The following is a 20,706-nucleotide window of genomic DNA, read 5'->3' on the forward strand; positions in this document are numbered from 1 at the left end:
ATGAACAAGAACGACGGTATTACCGTTGACACCTTGTTCGTGGGGCCAACCCGTCCCACGACCTTTTGGGGTGTCACTTGGCAAGCGTTCATTTTGAACGTGATTGTCACGATGGAAGCCTTTGTATGGACGCGCAACTTGGTTTGGTTGCTTCTATTCATTCCGATTCACGGTATCTGCTACCTAATCTGTCTACGCGACCCACGTACCTTTGAACTCCTAATTCAGTGGGGTCCAACCAAAGGTGCTGCGTTCCTCCGTAATTTCTTTTATTGGAAGGCCGCGACGTTTAGCCCGCTCGAAATCCACGTCGGCAAAAAACCTTCTTTCCGTAGTAGAAGAAAATTTAAAAAGGCGCTATCGAAATGAGCACTTCGATTGATGTTAAACGTGAGAAGGCACTACGACGCGAGCCGGTTGTCTCGAAAAATATTCCCTATGCGGTCCACTTGACACCGACAACAGTTATGACGGAGAACCGTGACTATGTGCAGGTTCTCCGATTAACTGGTGCCAGCTTCGAGAGCGCAGACGATGACCAAGTGAATAACTGGCACGAACGCCTCAACGGACTGCTTCGCAGCGTTGCTTCGCAAAATATTGCGATCTGGCAGCATATCGTTCGACGCGAAGAAAACACCTATCCAAAGGGTGATTTCCCTGAAGGCTTTGCCAAAAACTTGAACACTAAATACGCTGCGCGCGTAGGCGGCGAAGCGTTGATGGTCAACGAACTGTATTTGACTGTTGTCTATCGCCCCCAACCTTCGAGAGTCGGAAATGCACTTTGGAGGCTTATCGCATCAGGCGATAACAATGCATTAGTTGAGGAGCGAGAAGAATCGATCGACACCCTTAACAAAGTCGTATCGGAACTTGAAAGCTCATTAATACGCTATGACGCAGAACGTTTGTCGGTCTATAAGCATAACGGCGTTCTGTTCACCGAACCGATGGAGTTTTTCGCGTATTTGGTCAATGGTGAATGGCAACGCATCCCGCTTGCGCAAGCTCCCTTACGGACCTTGATCCCGACTTCGCGCCCGTTCTTCGGCAATGAAGCAATCGAAATCCGGCATCCGACAAAGACAACATACGGCGCGATGCTGGGCATCAATGCGTACCCACCAGAAACCAAGTCAGTCTTCCTGAATCACCTGCTGACGGTGCCATTTTCGTTTGTACTAACCCAATCATTTTCTTTCTTGCAGCAGGACACGGCGCGCGGAAAACTCAAGCGTGCAAAAAACCGCATGAACAATGCCGGTGACGATGCTAGGTCACAAATAGACGAAATTGACGATGCGCTTGATGACTTGGTATCACGCCGTTTCGTCATGGGCGACCACCACTTCAATTTGTTCGTCAAGGCAGCTAACCTGCGCGAGCTATCCGATAATATTTCCATAGCACGCACGGCACTATCGGAAGGCGGCATCGTTGCCGCGCGTGAAGACCTTGCTGTCGCATCCGCTTTTTGGGCGCAACTTCCAGCTAATTTTAAAATGCGACCTCGTATCGCCGCTATTAACAGCCGCAACTTGTGCGGCTTTGCACCGTTGCATAACTTTCCTATGGGGCGCCGTCAAAACAATCATTGGGGCGACGCTCTTACGATGTTTATAACGTCAGCCGGGACGCCCTACTATTTCAGCTTTCACGCGGCCGACCCAAACGACGAAGACGGCGGTACCAAAAAGGACGTTGGACATACGCTTGTTCTGGGCCCAACCGGCTCAGGGAAAACCGCATGGATCGCGTTCAATCTTTGCATGCTGCAAAAATTTGGCGTCACCTCGATCCTGTTTACAAAAGATCGTGACACTGAGATCGTCATTCGTGCGTTAGGTGGCAAGTATTACCCGATCAAAACCGGCGTTCCAACTGGCTGGAATCCGTTTTGGCTTAATGATGACGACCCAAGCACGACAGCCTATCTCAACCGGCTCGTTCGTAAGCTTGTCACGCGTCCGCGCCTAGTCGAAAGCGGCATCGAAATCGACAGCGAGCCACTATCCATCACCGAAGAAAACGAAATCGAACGGGCTATCGCATCGGTGTTTCGGCTCGACAAGGAATACCGACGCCTTGGCCGCGTCCTTGACTATCTGACAAAAGGGCAAGGTAGCGTACATGGACGCCTCGCCAAATGGTGCTATTCACGTGAAGCTGGCCGCCCTGATGGTGCGAACGCCTGGGTGTTCGACAACGCAACAGATAGCCTTATTGATTCGTTCGGTTCAGCGCTCACGACCGGCTTTGACATTACCGCCTTCCTTGATGTACCTGAACTACGTACACCGATCAATATGCACCTGTTCCATTTGACGGATCGTTTGATCGACGGCCGACGCTTGGCATTGTTCATTGCCGAGTTCTGGAAGTCTCTGGGAGATCCGCAATTCGCTGGCTTCGCAAAGGATCAGCTCAAGACAATCCGTAAACAAAACGGCTTTGTGGTGCTCGATTCACAATCCCCCAGCGACGCTTTGAACCACCCAATCAGTCGCACGCTTATCGAACAAACGCCGACCAAAATTCTATTCCCCAACCCTGACGCAAAGTATGAGGAATATACGGAAGGAGGTTTGAATTTATCCGAACGCGAATATCGACTCATCAAGGAAGAAATCCCTGAAGGCTCGCGCATGTTTCTGATTAAACAAGGGCATCACTCGGTAGTCGCTCAACTCGACCTCAAAGGCTTCGATTATGAATTGTCGGTGTTGTCTAGCCGAAAAGCCAATATCGAATTCATGGAAAAGTTGATCGCGCAGTACGGTGAGGCTACAGATAAGTGGCTTCCTCTTTTCGAAGAACATAGGAAAGCAGCATGAAAATCACCCATCGCAAGCTGGCCACGCTCGCCGTCTTTGTTTCCGTAGCAGCCTCTTTCAATCCGGTTTTTGCCACTGGCCTTCCGGTTCTCGACGTAGCCAATCTTGGACAAGCGATGCAACAAGTCGCTGCTTGGCAACAGCAATATTCACAAATGCAAAATCAGATTAGTTCGATGACTGGGGACCGAGGCATGGCAAACCTTCTGCCTGGCAATCGGACCTACCTGCCATCCGACTGGAATAGCGCAATGAATACGCTAAATCAAGGTGCCGGTACAAGCTACGGGGGGCTAGCCCAAGCTGCGCAGCAAATCAAAAACGCGCAATCGGTCTTGTCGCAGCAACAAACCTCGACTATGACGCCCCAAATGCAGCAGTACGTGGAGAAAATTCGTAATTTGTCGGCCTCCCAACAGGCGATGGGACAAGCTGCTTACACTACTGCAGCGCAGCGCGTGAACACACTGCAGACGCTTACCAATTCGCTTAACGGCCAGACTGACCCGAAGGCCGTCATGGATTTGCAGGCTCGTATTCAGTCCGAACAGGCCGGACTTGCAAATGATCAGGCGCAGCTTCAATCCGTGGCGCAGCTAACAGCCGCACAAGGCCAGGCACAAAAAGTTATGGCCAACGAATTACGGGCCCAAACGAGTGGCAGCGGTAATTTCCCTCGGACCGACACTTCAGTCGCCCACTAAACCAGAAAGTGAATTAGATGAAAGTTACTCCAACTACCCTCCCCCTCGCCTCTCTCCTATCCCTCGCTGCATTGCTTGCCGGGTGTTCCGGCAAGCCAACGCAGATTCCGTTTCTGGATCGAATCATGACGGCCGAGGAATTCACCGCACAGCCTGACGTTCGCGAAAAGGTGCTGTTGTTCTGCGCAAACGATCCCGGTCGACTTGGTACCGAACCGAACTGTGTCAACGCAAAGCAGTCCACACGCATGGCGACTTCCGGATCTGGCAATTTCCCTAGGCTCGACATATCGCCGCCTTCCAATGTCAAGAGCGGCACCAAGAGCAAGTAGGGGATAGAACTATGTCGATGACCTACCAAGATGGCTTTACCTATGTAAATGGCGTGTGCAACAGCTACATAGGCGCAAACGTGGCTGCTGTGGCTTCTGCCATTGCACCGGCAGCGTACACACTTCTGAGCGTGTACGTGATCTTGTGGGGTGTCGCAAGTATGCGCGGGTTGATTCAAGAGCCAATCCTCGAAGCAGCGGTGCGGCTCATGAAGATTGCTTTCATTTTCGGCATCGGCATTCAGTTGGCAGAGTACAACACCTATGTAACGGACACGTTTTTTAATGGCCCCGAACAACTGGCATCCGTGCTTACTAACTCAACAAGCAACAGCACCGCGATTAACAGCCTCGACCAAGTTCTCGATCAGGGCTTCCAAATCGGGAAAACGTTTTGGGACAAGGGCGGCATTATCGACGGCGACTTTGGGATGTATATGGTTGCGTTGCTGGTTTGGATCATCACCATTGCAGTTACTGCCTATGCGTTCTTCTTGATCATGCTGGCAAAAATTGCGCTCTCGCTGATTATTGCGCTCGGCCCACTATTCATTATCTCGCTCTTGTTCCAGCCAACCGCCAATTTTTTCAATTCGTGGATTCAACAACTCTCGAACTATTTCTTGCTCATGGTGTTGGTGATCGCAGCAAACGTGTTCGTAATGACGCTTTTTCAACGTGCTGCGGGTGGCGCCACTGCGATATCCAGTACAGCTCAAATCGATCAGATTTTTCCATTCTTGATTATGGGTACCGTTTCCTTGCTTGTGACCGCGCAACTTCCAAGCATCGCGGCCGGCTTGGCCGGCGGCATTTCGCTTTCTTCCTATGGCACGGGCAGGCTTGGCTTGTCCGTGCTGTCGCGTCCTGGTCGTGAGCTGGCAAGTGCTGGTTATCGCGGTGGCAAACGGGGCGCAGCCGCTGGCACAAAGAAAGCGACGCGTGCCGGGTGGAATGCTACGGGGGGTCGGGCCTACAGCGCCTATAAGAACCGAAGCCGCAATTCCATTAATCAATCATAAACGATTAAATCGATAATACAAAACAAGATTTTATGTTTGTACAAAACATGATATTTTGTGTCGTGTTTTTTGTTTTTCACGAGAGGAAAACCATGCGTTCTAAAGCTCTGGTCGCTGTACTTCTTGCCTTGGCTCTACTAGCCGGCTGTGTCAGCGCTCCCCCTACCTGCGACGGCGCTAACCGTCGTCCTGTAAATCAACCTCCGCAAGCAGGCATAACGCATCTTAGTTGCGGCTCGCACGCGACTGCTTAACTAAGGGATATCTCATGCCTGAAGCCAACAAAGAAACACCTGACGACAAACTACAGCAGCAATTAAATGACTTACGTCAGTTCATTGAAGCGCACGACGATATTCAGGTACTACTCGAAAATTCAGCCTCTTGGGCTGATAGCCAGGCCGAAGGAAAAGAGAAATCGCGCATTATCGCTTGGCGTGTTGCTTTCGGTGCTGGTGCCTTTGGATTACTGTCCCTGGTGGTCGCCCTTACAGCGGTCGGGACGGCATTCCGCCCCGCTCCACCGCCCGAGATCCTTCGCGTTGACAGAACAACAGGCGCAACGGAACGGCTCATTTCCCTGAAAGAATTCCAACAAACGCCAGAAGATGCAACGATTCGGCGCAACGTCGCAACCTTCATGCGTGCACGTGAGAATTACAGTTATGACACCGCCGAAGACAACTATTACGATGCGGCCGCCTTCATGACGCCGCAACTTCAACAGCAATGGGGTGCGTATTGGGATACAGCAAATTTGAAGTCTCCCCTCAATTACTACAAGAAAGACGGCAAGGCCCGTATCGAGCTTGGTGCTATCACAATCAACCGGAACTCTGACGGTGTTGCGACCAGTGTTCGCGCTGGCTTTACGCGGACCATCAAACGCAACGATCAACTGGTCGGCCCACCTACGTCATGGATCGCAACAATTCCCTTCCATTGGGTCAATGCGCCTACAAAGGAACGCGACCGCCGTGTGAATGATCTTGGCTTCGAGGTCACAGACTACCAAGTTGATGCGGACATTGGCGCCAGTGCCAACACATCGCTACTAACGCCCTCACCACAGCAACCGACACCGTTCTCGCTAGCGGCCTTGGCCGCCCCTCAGATATCGGCTCACGTGGCTAAGCCAGGGAGTGCGCAATGAATCTCAAACCTCTAGCTTTCTGCGTAGGCGTGAGCATGACCGTCGCCATTTCTCTGCCATCGCTTGCGTCGCAGCCAGCCCACGCCGCGCCAGGCGATACCCGTGTTCGCTTCGTTGATTACGACGCAAACAACGTTGTAACGATCTATGGGCGCGTCGGCGCTGATACCCTCGTCATGTTCGAAAAGGGCGAAAAAGTCCGTGATTTGAGTGGCGGCGACACAGACGCATGGGGCGTGGGCGTCACGACAGCGGGCAATGGTTTTTTCATAAAACCAAAGGTAACTAGTCCAAACACAAACGTACATGTCATCACTGACAAGCGCGTCTACAGCATCGATATGAAGATCGCTGGCAAAGGCCAGACCAACTATCTGACAGTTTGGTATCGCTATCCCGACGAAGACGCGGCCCGCCGTGCGGCAGCAGCAAGCCGGACCACGGCGCGCGATCTATTGAACCGTGGTGGTACTGCGACCGCAAAGAACCGGCACTACTCAGTTCAAGGATCGGACGACCTCACCCCTTATGAGGCATGGGACGATGGCACAGCGACTTATTTCCGCTTTGCCGCGCATCGTATTACCCCGGCCGTTTACACAGTCAGTGAGGATGGTAAAGAACACTTGGCCAACTTCAATACTGAGCCTGACGGCACTCTGACAATTCACACAGTTGCGCGCAAGTTCGTATTCCGCTCAGGCGAGCTCGTTACCTGCATTTTCAATGAATCCTACGACGCCGTAGGTACGCGATCCACGACAAACACGGTATCACCGAACGTCGAGCGCATTATTAAGAAGGGAGAACCGCAATGAAATTTCCTTTCCGTAGTCGCAATCAAGATGCCAATGATGCAACAAATGAACGTAGCACAGTCAATGGCGAGCGCTCCGTAACTTCCGTAAATAAAGGACTTGGCGTCCAAACAAAGATCACAAACCTTGTGATCGGCGCAGCGGTAATTTTTCTCGTTGGATTTTTACTTTTCAAGTATTACGCCGCCATTTATGAAAAACGTAAAGAGGCGCAAGCCTCTACACAAAAAGATGGGAATCATGCCATTGCAACCAACCTACCCCCACTGATGCCGCCAGCATTTTCTGATACGCCCCCCGCAACTTCCCCACCCCCGCCAATGATCGCCGCCAACGGTGCCACGGTCGGTACAGATGGAAAACCGGTGCTCACCCCCGCGCAAATAAATCTAAATCGCCGACTGGGCTCCGGAGTGTTCTTCAAAGTGGATAGCGCTTCAGGTAGTGCTGGATCGGCGGTCGGCAATTCCCCTGGCGCGGCCGGTTCTGGTACTGGCGCACGCACCAGTCAAAGCAGTGACTCCTCTGGTGCCAGTGACCCACTTTCGAAGTCGCTTCAAGCCTCCCGTTTTTCCGATGCTAAAGCATATATCCTGCCAGACCCAAGCTTCATGATTACGATGGGTGCCGGAATTCCGTGCACCGTTCTACCTGCAATCGACACGACGCTACCAGGCATCGTAACGTGCATCCAGAAAGAGGACGTGTACAGCGCAGACCATAAGGTACTGCTGCTGGAACGCGGGACGAAATGGGTCGGTCAACAGAAATTCGGCATGGCGCAAGGTCAACGACGTGTCGGTATCTTGTGGACTCGCGGCGAAACGCCGAATCATGTTTTGGTCGATGTCGATTCAGCGGCAGGAGATGCACTTGGTCGTCCTGGCGTTGATGGCATAGTAGACAATCACTTTTGGGACCGTTTCGGTGCCGCGATCATGCTCAGCTTGATTAGCGACGTTGGCACGTATTTGGCCGCTACGCAGCAGAACAATGGCAGTGGGAGTAATAACACCACTATCGCCTTTCCGAATACGGTGCAAGGTTCGCAAGGTGTCATGAGCGACGTGTTAAAAAATACCCTTAACATTCCTCCAACTCTGACCAAGAACCAAGGTGCCGACATTACCATTTATGTTGCGCGAGATCTTGATTTCCGCGACGTGTATGACGTACAGGTCAAGCAGTGATGACCCAGGAAAAATCCACCCTCGCAATACACTTGGAACCGCTCTCGCGGTTCCTTAGTGATTCCGACGTTACTGAAATTTGTATCAACGAACCACATAAGGTATTCATCGAAGGCCGCGTCGGCTGGACTGTACATCTTGTTGAGGCACTCACCTTCGACTGGTGCATGGATGCAGCTAAGCTAATTGCCAATTGGGCGAATCAAAGCATCACAGAAGAATCACCCATGTTGTCCGCGCAACTTCCGGACGGTGAACGCGTTCAAATCGTTTTGCCCCCGACCGTCCCATCCGGCACTGTTTCAATCACTATTCGCCGCCCTTCTACATCAGTGATGTCGCTCGATGAAATCATCGATACCGAAGCCTTTGCTAACGCTCGATGCGAGCAATCGCTGCGCCTTACTGCCGAAGAACGCAAAACCATAGAAGACGAATTACCCGACCACGATAAGAAGCTGCTCGAGCTGTTTCACGCAAAAAAATGGAAAGAATTTCTGACGCAATCTGTTCTACGGAAAAAAAACATCATTTCGTCAGGTCAGACCGGATCTGGAAAAACAACATTAGGCAACGCACTAATAGCGATCATTCCATTAACCGAGAGAATCATCACGGTTGAAGACGTGCGTGAAGCTCGTCTGCCACATGAAAATCTGGTCAGCATGGTGTATTCGAAAGACAACAAGGGCTTAGCAAAGGTCACCCCAAAACAGATTTTTGAGGGCAACTTACGCCAACGCCCCGACCGCGTGTTGCCGGCCGAGTTACGCGGCGACGAAGCGTTCTTCTTCATCCAGAACGTGATTAATAGCGGCCATCCAGGAACAATTACCACCGTCCACGCAAACCGCGCAAAACTCGCGTTCATGCGCCTATCTTTCATGATTAAAGCCAGTCCGGAAGGTGCCGGCATCAGTCGTGAAGACATCCTCGAAACGCTGTATGCCCTGATTGACGTGATCGTGCAAATGGAACGACTGCCAACAGGGCAACGTGTCGTAAGCGAAGTTTATTTCGACCCGGCATTCGCTGCAAAGCAATTAGGGTAAATGGAGCCACGATGATTATTTCCCCCGCAGATAGTCCGAAGGTAAAAGCCGGCGCATACGTCGGCCTTATCGTTGTTGGCTGCATTATGGCGTTGTACCTGGCCGGGTATTTCTTTCTTTTCAAGCTGCACAATCCGGAGTTTCCGCCATATAAGGCCACGCTGCTGACGGTAATCGACTATTGGACGTACTACGGTCATGAGCCGTACACGCGCAAATGGTTGACCATTTGCTTGATTGGCGGATTCGTGCCGGCGTTGGTGTTCATCGGTGTGCTGCTCGCGCCGGTCAGTCGAGCCTTACACGGTGACGCACGCTTCGCAAAATATCAGGAAGTCAAACAAGCCGGCTTGCTTGGCGAACTTGGTTTGATCTTGGGTAAATGGGGCGACCGCTTCGTCATGCTTTCCGGCCAGCTAGGTGCAATCTGCGCAGCCCCTCCGCGTAGCGGCAAGGGCGCAGGCTTGGTCCAACCAAATATGTTGAATTGGCCTGATAGCGTTGTGTTGTTGGACGTTCGGCAAGAAAGCTATCGCATAACGTCCGGCTTTCGCTCGACATTCAGCGATACGTTTTTATTTAATCCCGTGGCTGAAGACGGTCGCACCATGCAATGGAACCCGCTGTCGTATATTCGCGATGATCCTGTACTACGCATCAATGATGCGCAGAAGATCGGGAACATGCTGTCCCCAGACCCGCCGGACGGAGACCCTTTCTGGCCAGCCTCGTGCCGCACGCTGTTTCTCGGCCTTGCACTTTATCTTTTCGAAACACCTGGATTGCCACGAACCTTCGGCGAAATCGTCCGCCAAATTATGTATGGTGAAGGAGAATCAGTAGGCGAACACTGGAAGGAAATAATCGAAGAACGCGACGAATCCGCTACACCGCTATCAAGCGCATGCAAGGCCGCGCTCTACGATTTCATCTACACCAGCGGTAACACGCAGTCGTCTATCAGGAAGACATTTACAGCAAAGCTCGAACTGTGGCTTAACCCGCTAGTTGATGCTGCGACGAGCGGGGACTCTTTCGATCTCCGCGACTTGCGTAGCAAAAAGATATCAGTCTACGTCGGCGTTCGCCCCGGCGATCTCGACCGACTCAGACTCATTCTTAATTTGTTTTTTGAGCAAATTCTCGATCTCAACACCATCGAAATGCCAGAAGACAATCCGGCACTCAAATATGAACTATTGATGATGATGGACGAATTTACAGCCGTTGGCCGTATGCCCATTTTTGCTAAATCGATTAGCTTCATGGGCGGCTACAACATCCGTCCATTTGTCATTGTGCAAGGCTTCTCGCAGTTGCGGGCAACCTACGGCCCCGATGTTGCGGAAACCATCGTCACATGTTGCGGTGGAATGGTGGTGTACGCCCCCAAGGAACAGAAACATGCAAATGAGGTTTCTGAAATGCTCGGCGACATGACAGTCAAGTCGAAGTCTCAGTCGCGCCAAATAATGAGTAACAAGGGCGGCAGCGTCAATACGTCCGTCGCGCCGCGCCGACTATTGAAGCCCCAAGAAGTAAAAGAGATCGGCAAGAACCGTGAAATTATCTTCATCGAAAATGTAAAACCGATTCTCTGTTTAAAAATTTCCTACTGGAAAGATCGCGCGTTCATGCGACGCGCAAACATGCCACTTCCCCATATTGAACCTATTGAAATTACGATGCCCACGACGAACGGGACCGGCAGAAAGAAGAAAAAATCGAGGCCAGTACCGCAGCAGGATGCTCAAGGCAACATCGTCACTGTTACGGAAAGAGAAATTACGCCGGCCGACATGGACAAACTCGATCAGTTAAGTCTCACGGATTACGACATCGACTTTGAAAGCGTGGAAGTACCAAAAGGAGAAACTATCAGCGACGCCGATATGAAGAAAGCTTTCGGGTCGTTCTTGCAAACCATCGCAGACGAATAAAGGAGCACTAGCATGGCAGAACAGACATTCAATCAAAACGGCGCATTCAAAATCAACGATCAATATGCAACCGCCTTACGCTACGAGGTCACACTCGATGGCGACGCCTTCGCAAGCGGCGCAATCAAGTTCGTCAACGGTCGCAAACAAGTCGCGGAGGTCAAGATTGAGAACCGCGCGGAAGCGGTCGAAATACTGGGCGAGCGCAACGTCGCCAATATCGAGGCCGCGAAAGGCAAGGAAAAAGACAGCCCACCCGGTACCGCCAAAGGTAAATTACAGTCTGAACACTTGGCCTACAAAGATTCCTACACACCCGACAAGCGACCAGAAAACATTGTCGAAGCCGGAGTGGACCGCGAAGCCAGCGAACTAGACGCAGAGATTGCCACCTGGGTAACGAAGCGCCGCGAGCAAATGACACGCTCACGCCAACAGCGGCTACAGAACGAGCAAATTGTCGAAGCGGAAGACATTACCGTGCCAGCGGCCCGGCCAAACTTCGACATTGACACGCCAACCACCAATGCCAGCGATGATGACCGCGCAGCGGATCGCTCCAAAGCGATTCCTGCACCAATCAAACAGCGTTTCATCCAGGCTGACAATAAGTATTACTTCCCAGACAAGACACATGCATTCGATGATCGCGGTAGCAAGCTTGCTACCCGTAGCGAGAGTCAAGAAGTCCTCCGATCAATCGTAGCGATAGCACACGCTCGTGGATGGGACCGCGTGACAGTGCGGGGCACTGAAGACTTCCGCCGTGCGGCCTGGCTCGAAGCATCGTTGTCAGGCATTGAGGTAAGCGGCTACACAGCGTCGAAGGTTGAAAAGGCACACTTGGCCACGCTGCTTGATCGCAGCGGCCAGGAAAACAGCGTTGAGCGTGGCACCGACCGGCAACAGTCAACCGCCCCCGAACGCACCAGATCAATTACTGCAAAGCAACCTGAAGAAACCGTTAAAGCGCCCTCTGGCAATCGTCAGACCGTGACAGCAGACGCGAACCAGGAAGCGACTGCGAGCGCTCCTGCTGCGCCCGCTGGCCCATCTGTTCCGCTACGTGCTGGCGTTGTTGCCGGCAAGCTGCTCGAACACGGCGAAGCGAAGTATCAGCATGATCCGAAAAAGGAAATAAGCTATTTCGTGAAGCTGGAAACGGCGCGCGGCGAGCAAACCGTGTGGGGCGTCGATCTCAAACGCGCTGTAGCTGAATCAAGCGTCGCTCTCGGTGAAAATGTCGCAATCGAAAGGCAAGGTAGCAAGCCCGTTACTGCTCGCGAACGCATGTTTGATGAAAACGGTAAAGCGGTTGGCGAACGTGCCGTAGATACTCACCGCAATAAGTGGTTTGTTGGTTCTGTGGATAAGGCAGAAGCGTTCGCACTAGGCGACCGTACCGAGGTCGTAAAAAAGCATCCAGATCTAGCACCGGCCTACGGCACTGTTTCAGCAGCTCGTAAGTTCGCGGAAAAGCAATTTCCTGACAACAAAAATGACCAGGCGCGTTTCATAGCTGTAGCTCAGCAAGTCGTCGCGGAGAAAATTGCACACGGTGAACCAGTACCGGCACCAAAGATTCGCGAAACGAAGGTACAAGAACGTCCTAAACAACAAGCTAAGGACCAAGAACGCGATGCTCAACCCGCCCAAAAACTGCAAGATGCTGACCGTCAGAGAGCCAGGTAATGCGCCGCGCTGCCATCGCTCTCTTTATATGTGGAACCGTTGCTCTGCCCTGCCACTTAGCGTTTGCGGGCGCGCAGACCGAAGAACAATTATCGGCCAGTATCCAAGCCGGCTTATCCGCATCTTTGAGCGACCAAGCAGCCCCTGAGCCGTTCTTTCCTTCCGAAGCAGCGAAGACCAAGTGGTTAACCGACCGGGCCGCGCTGCTCGCCAAACGGATACCAGAGATTGAGGACCGCATTACGTTCCTCAAGACAGTCTATTACGAAGCGACACGCGCCGGCCTTGATCCCGAACTGGTACTCGGCTTGATCCAGACAGAAAGCAATTTCCGCAAATACGCCGTTTCATCGGCCAGCGCTCGCGGCTACATGCAAGTAATGCCTTTTTGGGTGAATTCCATCGGCCGACCAACCGATAACCTTTTTCATCTTCGGACCAATCTGCGCTACGGCTGCACAATCCTCCGTCACTACCTGGATAAGGAGCGCGGCAATCTTTTTCTCGCTCTCGGCCGCTACAACGGCAGCCGCGGACAAGCGGCTTATCCAAACTTGGTTTTTGTATCTTGGTCGCGATGGCGTTCAATGCCATCTGGATTACCCCAGTCACCATCCGCTTTAAGCATTGCAGAAATAAAATAGAAGTTGTTGACCGAAAAGCAAAGAATTGCTATTTGTTCATGACATACTTATCCAGACAGCGCCACCGGCGCTAAATGGAAAGTGTCATGACAGAAAAATTGGCAGAATGCACCGCCCTCACAAACGGGGCGCACTTTTATCGTGGCGATTTGCACATTCATTCGTTCGTCGCGTCACATGATGTTAAGGACGCGGCGATGACGCCTGAGGCGATCGTCGCGACTGCGGTCGCTGAAAAGCTCGATCTCATTGCGATTGCAGACCACAATGAAATACAAAGTATCCGCGCCGCGCTTGCTGCTGGTGTTGCTGCTGGTCTGTTGGTAATCCCTGCGGTCGAACTGTCAACGCCCGAAGGACATTTGCTGTGCTATTTTCCAACGATTGAGGCGCTTGAACAGTTCCATGGCCGTCTCGATTTGTCCGATCGCGGGACCCAAAACAGCCGTTGCAGGACGAGTATGAGCCGCTGCCTAGACTTGACTGGGGAGCAGAGCGGCTTCGCAGTGCTAGCTCACATCGATGGCGGAAACGGTCTGGAAACCAACAATCCCGGTGCGTCGCCTCACAAGCTCGACATCTTATGTCACCGTGCTCTGTTAGGCATTGAACTGAACACCGCCCTATCTCCTGTTTCCTACACCAAGGAGGACTCGAATTCCATTCGAGCTGGAATTGGAAAACAGCGTATTGAAAAGCTGGGACTCGGCGAGCGGCAATATTTGGCCCGCATCCTCAATTCCGACTCGCATACCTTGAATTCCCTGGGACGCAATGCCCGCCAGGACCAGAAACTGACACGCTACAAAATGACAGTGCCATCATTCCTTAGCTTAAAGCATGCTCTTGAGGAATGCGATTCGCGTGTACGCCTGGAGGAAGAAGTACCGGAAACAACGCCGTTTGTCCTCGGAGTTGCATTTAGTGGTGGCTTCTTGGACGGACAGGCAATTCATTTAAGCCGCAACCTCAACTGCATCATCGGTGGCAGGGGAAGCGGGAAATCGACAACGTTCGAAGCCATCCGATGTCTCGTAGGCTCGCATACTGAAGCTGAAATGGTCGATTCCGAGGTATGGCCAAATCAGCTGCATCTATTCTGGAAAGACGAAGCGGGCCAGGAACATAGCCTTTTGAGATCGATTGGCGGCCCGGTCGAAAATCTGGATGACGCCCAAGATGGCCCCATCACCTTCGACATCGATTGTTTCAGCCAGGGCGAGGCGGCACGCGTGCGGGAGCAAGCAAAGACAGATCCCCTCGCCTTGATGAAGTACTTAGACACATTCACCGGCGTGCAGGACGCACTGGTCGAGGAAGCAAACATCCTGCAGTCCTTAAGCGACAAGCACGATGACATCCTCAAAGCTGAAAAGCAGGTTGCGTTGATCCCACCAACACAGCGATCACTCAGTACCATCCAGCAGCAACTTACGGCGTTCGAAGTGGCCAAAGGGGCCGAGATCATGCACCAGCAACGGAGTCTTGCCAGCGAAAAGGGCCGGCGCGACTCGCTAACAAAAAGCATTGCGGATATTGGACAAGCGATAGCCAGCCAGTCCGTTACAAACATGATTAACGATGCGCGAGCATTCGTAGAGGCCAACGACATCACCACCGGGGTCAATGAGGCACGCACGATCGTTGTACTGGCCGAGGCGTTTAAGGAGCGGGCGGATGAATTGGAACAACACTTGAATGAAGCGTTCAGCTCCTTCAGGAAAAACACTGTGCGCGAGATGGATGCCTGGGCATTAAAGGAACGTCCCATTCGCGAAGATATCGAGATCAAGCGCATCGTGCTTGAGCAGCAAGGCGTAAAGCTGAACATGGTCCATATCAGCAAGCTGACTACCGACGAAGCGACGCACAAGCAGGATTTGACAACGCTAAAGAGCTGGGAGTCACACCTGAAGCACCTCCAGTCCGAATACGCCACATTGCTGTCGCAGCGCTGGGCAGCGCGCGCCAAAGTGGCTTTGTGCCGGCAAGGCTACGCCGCCAAGGCGACAAGGGCACTTGGGGAGGTGCTAACCGACCTACGCGTAAAACTACAATACGTCCAGAGCGGTTTCTCCGAACAGGCGGTCACCATTGTGGCTACGGCGCTAGGATGGAGAACTGTGAATCACGCCAAGGCCAAGCTTCTCATCATCAACCTCACGGTGCCTGGCCTGCTAGAAGCGGTGTCAAAAAAACGCGTTGCAACCATCACCACTATCCCCACCGAGGACGATACCTATCCGTTCGGCAAAACGGAAGCCGAGGACATTATTGCCAAGCTGGGCGAGCCTGCCGTGAAGGCTTTGCTAGAACAATGCCAGGTCGATGACTACCCTAAACTCACTGTGTCACGTCACACTAGTAATGCGGACGGTGCCGCGCTGATGAAGCGCGAATTTTCGCAGCTCTCTCTCGGTCAGCAGCAATCTGTTCTGCTTGCCCTTATCTTGTCCTCAGACAGCAAGCGTCCCCTAATCATTGACCAGCCCGAAGATAATCTCGACAGCGAGTTTATTTTCCATACCTTCGTCCCTGTTCTACGCAGAGCGAAGGAACGCCGCCAAGTCATCATCGTCACCCACAACGCCAATATTGCCGTATTGGGCGATGCCGAACAGCTGATTGTCCTGAAAACGAATCGCGACCGCAGCCAGATTGTTGCGCGCGGATCCATTGACGACCCTATGGCCCGGGACGCAGCCTGCAAGATATTGGAAGGCGCAAAAGAAGCGTTCGCCCGGCGGGCACGGATTTATGGCATCAAGTAAGGGCCCATTCGGCTTCGCCAGTGAGCCTGTCATTGAACACACTTGCAAACACATATAAGATGTTGCCAATCTTAGCCAATTTTGACAACTGTGCATGTTTTTTACAATGATCAAGCCCAAGTCCACATCTGACATTCTGACGCTCCCTGAGGTTGCTGAATATCTTAAAGTCGCAGAGCGAACGCTGTACCGCCTAGCTGCTACCAAGAAGATTCCAGCATTCAAGGTCGGTGGAACGTGGCGCTTTCCGCGCGCCGATATCGATCAGTGGATTAAGCGTCAGACATCAGAGACGCTCGGCGATGATGGATCCGACTCGCCTGGTAGAGGCGACTGATGGCTGCGCCAGAAACGCTAGCGCGCTTGGAACAGCTAGCCGCTGAGATTGGTGCCCTGCACAGCAAGCTCATCCTGCTGGTCGGGGCTCCGCATACCGGCAAGACGGCATTGTTGTCAGCATTCGCGGGGCGCGTCGAGGCCAGCACTTTGAACGTCGGCTCAGAGCTGGGCCGTCGGCTGGCTGCGATTCCGCGCAAGCAGCGCCACTTGCAGGCCGGTACCGCGCTGCGGGAATTGGTCGACGAGCACGCCAAAGGTAATCTGCTGCTGATGGACAACATCGAATTGCTGTTCGACACCAACTTGAAGCTCAACCCACTTGATTTGCTCAAGCGGCACGCGCACAGCAAGCGAGTGGTGGCAGTGTGGCCAGGAGAGATGCAGGACGGTCGGTTGACCTATGCCGACATGGGACATTCAGAACATCGGGACTACGCCACAGTTGGCTTGGTCGCATTGAAAATACAATAATAGGGAAAAGGTAAAAAATGCGCTACGGGGATCTCATCCAATTCGAACCGATTGAATCGGTCATTCAACTGCTTGATGCCAATCGTCCCGATGAGGCGAAAAAGCTCGTTTCGACCTACGTCATCTCCGATGACATGGCCGAGCGCATCGCTAAGCTGATGATCCCGCAGATGTCGTTTGACGAGTCAGTCGACCACAAGGGTGTGCTGGTCGTCGGTAACTACGGTACCGGTAAATCGCACTTGATGTCGGTGCTCTCGCTAATTGCCGAGGATGCCAGTTTTGTGTCGATGATCCGGCATCCAAAAGTTGCTGAAGCCGCTAATGCAATCGCAGGCAAGTTCAAGGTTCACCGTATCGAAATCTCCAGTCAAATGTCGCTACGCGACATCATTACCCAAGAGCTCGAGTTATTTCTTGAAAAGCACGGTATCAGCTTCTCGTTTCCGCCTGCAGACAAAGTAGTCAACAATAAGGTCGCATTTGAGGAAATGATGGCCGCCTTCACGGATGTCTATCCGAACCATGGCATCTTGCTTGCTGTCGATGAGTTCTTGGATTACCTACGGTCCAGAAAAGACTATGATCTGGTGCTTGATCTGTCGTTTTTGCGCGAAATCGGTGAGCTTACCAAGCACTTGCGCTTTCGCTTTGTCGCTGGTGTACAGGAGGCAATCTTCGACAGCAGCAGATTCCAGCATGTCGCGGACAGTCTGCGGCGCGTTAAAGACCGCTTCGAGCAGGTTCTGCTGGCTCGCCAGGACGTGAGTTTTGTGGTGGCTGAGCGCCTACTCAAAAAATCCGCTGACCAGCAGGACAAGATCAGAACGTACCTGGCGCCGTTCTCAAAGTTCTACGGATCGATGAATGAGCGGATGGACGAATATGTCCGGCTGTTTCCCGTCCACCCCGAATACATCGGCACTTTTGAGCGCCTGATTTTCACCGAAAAACGCGGCGCACTTGTGACGTTGCGGGACCAGATTCAAGCTATCCTGAACGACGATGTTCCGTCCGACCGTCCTGGCCTCATCGGCTACGACAAATTTTGGGACACGGTCAAATCGAACTCGGTGCTGCGCTCTGACCCAAACATTGGCCCTGTTCTCAATGTGTCGGAGGTGCTCTCCGAGCGTGTACAGAAGGCCTTTACGCGCCCGACCTACAAACCGATGGCCCTGCGCATCATCAACGGACTGTCGGTACATCGTCTGACAACCGGAGGCGACATCTATGTCCCCATCGGCCCCACAGCTGAGGAACTGCGCGATAGCTTGTGCCTGTACCAGCCGGGTATCGAGGATATGGGCGGTGAGCCCGCTGCCGATTTGCTGTCTCTCGTGCAGACCGTCCTGCGCGAGACGCTGAAGACGGTCAACGGCCAGTTCATTTCCAAGGCGCCGGATACCGAACAGTACTACCTCGATCTCAAGAAAGACATCGACTACGATGCGCAAATCGAGAAGCGTGTCGAAGCGTTGTCGGACGACACGCTGGACCGCGCCTACTACAGCGCCATCAAACAGTTAATGGAATGCACGGACGAAACCGCCTACGTCACCGGGCACCAGATCTGGCAGTACCAGATCGAGTGGCAGGATAAGCGCGTAGATCGCAATGGCTACCTGTTCTTCGGTGCGCCCAACGATCGCCCCACGGCCCAACCAGAGCGAGACTTTTATGTCTACTTTATTCAGCCATTCGAGCCACCTCGCTTTCGCGATGAAAGCAAAGCTGACGAAGTATTTTTTCGCCTAAAACCTGACGAAGAGTTCAAAAGCCATCTTGCGCGCTACGCTGCAGCAGACAGCTTGCAAGCCGATGCAAGTGGTGGCCCAAAAAGTATTTATCTGAGCAAAATGAAAACCACTCTGCAGGAAATGAGCACGTGGTTGCAAGGTAAACAGATGTCCTCCTACGAGGTGACCTATCAGGGCAAAACCAAGAGCTTGCAGGACTGGGCGAAGGGCGTATCACTGCGCGACAAAGCGCGCCTGGGGCAGGATGAGCGCATCAATTTCCGCGATGTGGTTAAAGTTGTCGCAGGTCTGGCTCTTAATCCCCAGTTCGCCGAAACATCGCCCGAGTACCCCAGCTTCTCCGTGCTGGTGACGGAAGCCAACCGCAAGCAGCTCATCGGCAACACGCTCAAGGCATTGGCGGGCGGCACACGCACCAAGGACGCTACCGCCATTCTCGACGCACTCGAAATGCTTGATGGCGACCGCATAGACCCCGGACGTTCGCGCTACGCCCAAGAAGTCCTGGCACGCTTGAAGGCAAAAGGCCACGGCCAGGTGTTGAACCGGAGCGAATTGCTCTCGGGCCAGACCGACGTCGAGTATTTCGCCCCGGTACGTTTCCGCCTAGAACCAGACCTGCTGGTTACTGTACTATGCTGCCTGGTGTACGCCGGTGACATCGTACTCGCCATCATCGGCGATAAAATCGACTCCGGCAAACTCGCCCTGCTGGCCGAACGCTCGTTGAACGAACTCAAGCAGTTCAAGCATGTCGAGGCGCCGAAAGAGATCAACGTCGCGGTCTTGCGCTCCTTGTTCGAATTGCTGGGCCTGTCACCTGGACTCGCCCAGTTGGCCATCCAAGGTTCGGAAGAGCCGGTCAAGCAGTTGCAGGAGTCCGTTAGCGGGTTGGTACGCCGTGTGCTTGCCACCACTACCGACATGCAAGGTAGGTTGTCCTTTTGGGGCCAACCACTGCTGCGCGAGGAAGAAGTGCGCGACTGGCGCGCCCGGCTCGAAGCGCTCAAGACATTCATCGAAGGCCTGTCGCCTTACAACACAGTCGGCAAGCTCAAGAACCTGCGCATCGACTCAGACCATATCAATGCCGCGAAGAAAAATCTCGAAGTGCTGGCGGCCGTCGAGCGGCTCTTAGAACTGGTGACCGAACTTGGCAGCACGGCGGCGTACCTGTCCCAGGCCGAGATGGTCTTGCCGGGCGATCATCCATGGGTGAAACAAGCCCAAGCCGCACGGACCAACATCCTGGCCAAACTCGGTGCGGACCGGACAGCGCAGCATTCCGTTGAATACCGTCAGGCGCTCGCGCAACTGAAGAAGGACTACATTACGGCCTACATCGCCAGCCATAGCAAGGCACGATTGGGTGTGGCGGAGGACAAGACCAAGACCGCGCTGCGCAAGGACGCGCGCTTGGTGGCTATGCGCGCCCTGGCCGGCATCGCGCTGATGCCTACCAGCCAGCTCACCGTGTTCGAAGAAAAACTGGACAACCTGAAAAGTTGCTACCAGCTCTCAGATTCCGAACTCGTGGCCAGCCCCTACTGCCCGCATTGCAGCTTCAAGCCGGCCAATGAGTCACTGCCGTTCGGCGTCGCAGCCAATGCGCTCAGTCAGCTTGACGACGAACTGGATCGGCTGCTTTCCGGTTGGCAGCAGACGCTACTAGACAACCTGGATGATCCTATCATCAAGGACAACCTCGACCTGCTGAAAGCGGCGGCACGCGTGCTCATCCAATCCTTTGTGGAGTCGAAGACCTTGCGCTATCCGGTCACACCAGACTTCGTCAGCGCGGTTCAGGAAGCCTTGTCTGGATTGGAAAAGATCGCCGTCACCAGCGATGACATCAAGAAGGCGTTGCTGCACGGTGGGTCACCGGCGACACCGGAGGACCTGCGCAAGCGCTTTGAGACTTTTCTCAATGAGCGCTGTAAGGGCAAAGACGCAACCAAGCTGCGATTCGTGGTGGAGTGAG

Annotated in this window: 16 protein-coding genes; all 16 read left to right on the forward strand. The window is 53.2% G+C overall.

All coding sequences use genetic code 11. From position 1 onward, the window contains the following. The 16 genes from ACXX82_RS01055 (at position 1) to ACXX82_RS01130 (ending at position 20,705) form a co-directional block, all read left to right on the forward strand. Positions 1 to 369 (forward strand): VirB3 family type IV secretion system protein, encoded by a 369-nt coding sequence (locus ACXX82_RS01055; protein WP_323519649.1) that lies wholly within the window; start codon positions 1 to 3, stop codon positions 367 to 369. Beyond that, the gene (locus tag ACXX82_RS01060; RefSeq protein WP_458562186.1) at positions 366 to 2,837 is read left to right on the forward strand and encodes a VirB4 family type IV secretion/conjugal transfer ATPase; all 2,472 of its coding nucleotides are present in this window, start codon (positions 366 to 368) and stop codon (positions 2,835 to 2,837) included. Before ACXX82_RS01055 ends, ACXX82_RS01060 begins: the two co-directional genes overlap by 4 nt. After that, positions 2,834 to 3,541: a type IV secretion system protein gene (locus tag ACXX82_RS01065; protein WP_458562187.1), complete on the forward strand. Its 708-nt coding sequence runs from the start codon at positions 2,834 to 2,836 to the stop codon at positions 3,539 to 3,541. The genes ACXX82_RS01060 and ACXX82_RS01065 overlap by 4 nt, the downstream gene beginning before the upstream one ends. Before the next feature lie 17 nt (positions 3,542 to 3,558). Beyond that, a complete protein-coding gene (locus ACXX82_RS01070; RefSeq protein WP_458562188.1) occupies positions 3,559 to 3,873 on the forward strand; it encodes an EexN family lipoprotein in 315 nt (104 codons plus the stop codon). An 11-nt stretch (positions 3,874 to 3,884) separates the two neighbouring features. After that, complete coding sequence (locus ACXX82_RS01075) at positions 3,885 to 4,895, forward strand: TrbL/VirB6 family protein (RefSeq protein WP_458562189.1); 1,011 nt, start codon at positions 3,885 to 3,887, stop codon at positions 4,893 to 4,895. Between the two features lie 268 nt (positions 4,896 to 5,163). Beyond that, a complete protein-coding gene (locus tag ACXX82_RS01080; protein ID WP_458562190.1) occupies positions 5,164 to 6,048 on the forward strand; it encodes a VirB8 family type IV secretion system protein in 885 nt (294 codons plus the stop codon). Beyond that, complete coding sequence (locus tag ACXX82_RS01085; RefSeq protein ID WP_458562191.1) at positions 6,045 to 6,866, forward strand: TrbG/VirB9 family P-type conjugative transfer protein; 822 nt, start codon at positions 6,045 to 6,047, stop codon at positions 6,864 to 6,866. Before ACXX82_RS01080 ends, ACXX82_RS01085 begins: the two co-directional genes overlap by 4 nt. Then, a complete protein-coding gene (gene virB10 / locus ACXX82_RS01090; RefSeq protein ID WP_458562192.1) occupies positions 6,863 to 8,056 on the forward strand; it encodes a type IV secretion system protein VirB10 in 1,194 nt (397 codons plus the stop codon). Before ACXX82_RS01085 ends, virB10 begins: the two co-directional genes overlap by 4 nt. After that, positions 8,056 to 9,108 carry a P-type DNA transfer ATPase VirB11 gene (gene virB11, locus ACXX82_RS01095; RefSeq protein ID WP_458562193.1) on the forward strand — a complete coding sequence of 351 codons (1,053 nt, stop codon included), beginning with the start codon at positions 8,056 to 8,058 and terminating at the stop codon, positions 9,106 to 9,108. Before virB10 ends, virB11 begins: the two co-directional genes overlap by 1 nt. A gap of 11 nt (positions 9,109 to 9,119) precedes the next feature. Next, on the forward strand, positions 9,120 to 11,048 hold the full coding sequence (locus tag ACXX82_RS01100; RefSeq protein ID WP_458562194.1) for a type IV secretory system conjugative DNA transfer family protein: 1,929 nt from the start codon (positions 9,120 to 9,122) through the stop codon (positions 11,046 to 11,048). Positions 11,049 to 11,060: 12 nt separating this feature from the next. Further along, the gene (locus ACXX82_RS01105; RefSeq protein WP_458562195.1) at positions 11,061 to 12,740 is read left to right on the forward strand and encodes an LPD7 domain-containing protein; all 1,680 of its coding nucleotides are present in this window, start codon (positions 11,061 to 11,063) and stop codon (positions 12,738 to 12,740) included. After that, positions 12,740 to 13,384, forward strand: coding sequence for a lytic transglycosylase domain-containing protein (locus ACXX82_RS01110; protein WP_458562196.1), 645 nt, complete (start codon positions 12,740 to 12,742; stop codon positions 13,382 to 13,384). The genes ACXX82_RS01105 and ACXX82_RS01110 overlap by 1 nt, the downstream gene beginning before the upstream one ends. An 86-nt stretch (positions 13,385 to 13,470) precedes the next feature. Next, a complete protein-coding gene (locus tag ACXX82_RS01115; protein ID WP_458562197.1) occupies positions 13,471 to 16,155 on the forward strand; it encodes a TrlF family AAA-like ATPase in 2,685 nt (894 codons plus the stop codon). A 94-nt stretch (positions 16,156 to 16,249) separates the two neighbouring features. Continuing rightward, positions 16,250 to 16,492 (forward strand): methylation-associated defense system helix-turn-helix domain-containing protein MAD1, encoded by a 243-nt coding sequence (gene mads1, locus ACXX82_RS01120; RefSeq protein ID WP_458562198.1) that lies wholly within the window; start codon positions 16,250 to 16,252, stop codon positions 16,490 to 16,492. After that, a complete protein-coding gene (gene brxF, locus ACXX82_RS01125) occupies positions 16,492 to 16,965 on the forward strand; it encodes a BREX-3 system P-loop-containing protein BrxF (RefSeq protein ID WP_458562199.1) in 474 nt (157 codons plus the stop codon). The genes mads1 and brxF overlap by 1 nt, the downstream gene beginning before the upstream one ends. A 17-nt stretch (positions 16,966 to 16,982) precedes the next feature. Continuing rightward, complete coding sequence (locus tag ACXX82_RS01130; protein WP_458562200.1) at positions 16,983 to 20,705, forward strand: DUF6079 family protein; 3,723 nt, start codon at positions 16,983 to 16,985, stop codon at positions 20,703 to 20,705. Position 20,706: the final 1 nt, after the last annotated feature.

Source organism: Glaciimonas sp. GNP009, assembly GCF_054343755.1.

Excerpts from the sequence above, each read along its gene's own strand:
- virB11 (WP_458562193.1), top strand. The coding sequence starts at position 8,056 with ATGACCCAGGAAAAATCCACCCTCGCAATACACTTGGAACCGCTCTCG.
- virB10 (WP_458562192.1), top strand. The coding sequence starts at position 6,863 with ATGAAATTTCCTTTCCGTAGTCGCAATCAAGATGCCAATGATGCAACA.
- ACXX82_RS01100 (WP_458562194.1), top strand. The coding sequence starts at position 9,120 with ATGATTATTTCCCCCGCAGATAGTCCGAAGGTAAAAGCCGGCGCATAC.
- ACXX82_RS01080 (WP_458562190.1), top strand. The coding sequence starts at position 5,164 with ATGCCTGAAGCCAACAAAGAAACACCTGACGACAAACTACAGCAGCAA.
- ACXX82_RS01130 (WP_458562200.1), top strand. The coding sequence starts at position 16,983 with ATGCGCTACGGGGATCTCATCCAATTCGAACCGATTGAATCGGTCATT.
- ACXX82_RS01065 (WP_458562187.1), top strand. The coding sequence starts at position 2,834 with ATGAAAATCACCCATCGCAAGCTGGCCACGCTCGCCGTCTTTGTTTCC.
- brxF (WP_458562199.1), top strand. The coding sequence starts at position 16,492 with ATGGCTGCGCCAGAAACGCTAGCGCGCTTGGAACAGCTAGCCGCTGAG.
- ACXX82_RS01060 (WP_458562186.1), top strand. The coding sequence starts at position 366 with ATGAGCACTTCGATTGATGTTAAACGTGAGAAGGCACTACGACGCGAG.
- ACXX82_RS01115 (WP_458562197.1), top strand. The coding sequence starts at position 13,471 with ATGACAGAAAAATTGGCAGAATGCACCGCCCTCACAAACGGGGCGCAC.
- ACXX82_RS01075 (WP_458562189.1), top strand. The coding sequence starts at position 3,885 with ATGTCGATGACCTACCAAGATGGCTTTACCTATGTAAATGGCGTGTGC.
- ACXX82_RS01085 (WP_458562191.1), top strand. The coding sequence starts at position 6,045 with ATGAATCTCAAACCTCTAGCTTTCTGCGTAGGCGTGAGCATGACCGTC.
- mads1 (WP_458562198.1), top strand. The coding sequence starts at position 16,250 with ATGTTTTTTACAATGATCAAGCCCAAGTCCACATCTGACATTCTGACG.
- ACXX82_RS01070 (WP_458562188.1), top strand. The coding sequence starts at position 3,559 with ATGAAAGTTACTCCAACTACCCTCCCCCTCGCCTCTCTCCTATCCCTC.
- ACXX82_RS01105 (WP_458562195.1), top strand. The coding sequence starts at position 11,061 with ATGGCAGAACAGACATTCAATCAAAACGGCGCATTCAAAATCAACGAT.
- ACXX82_RS01055 (WP_323519649.1), top strand. The coding sequence starts at position 1 with ATGAACAAGAACGACGGTATTACCGTTGACACCTTGTTCGTGGGGCCA.
- ACXX82_RS01110 (WP_458562196.1), top strand. The coding sequence starts at position 12,740 with ATGCGCCGCGCTGCCATCGCTCTCTTTATATGTGGAACCGTTGCTCTG.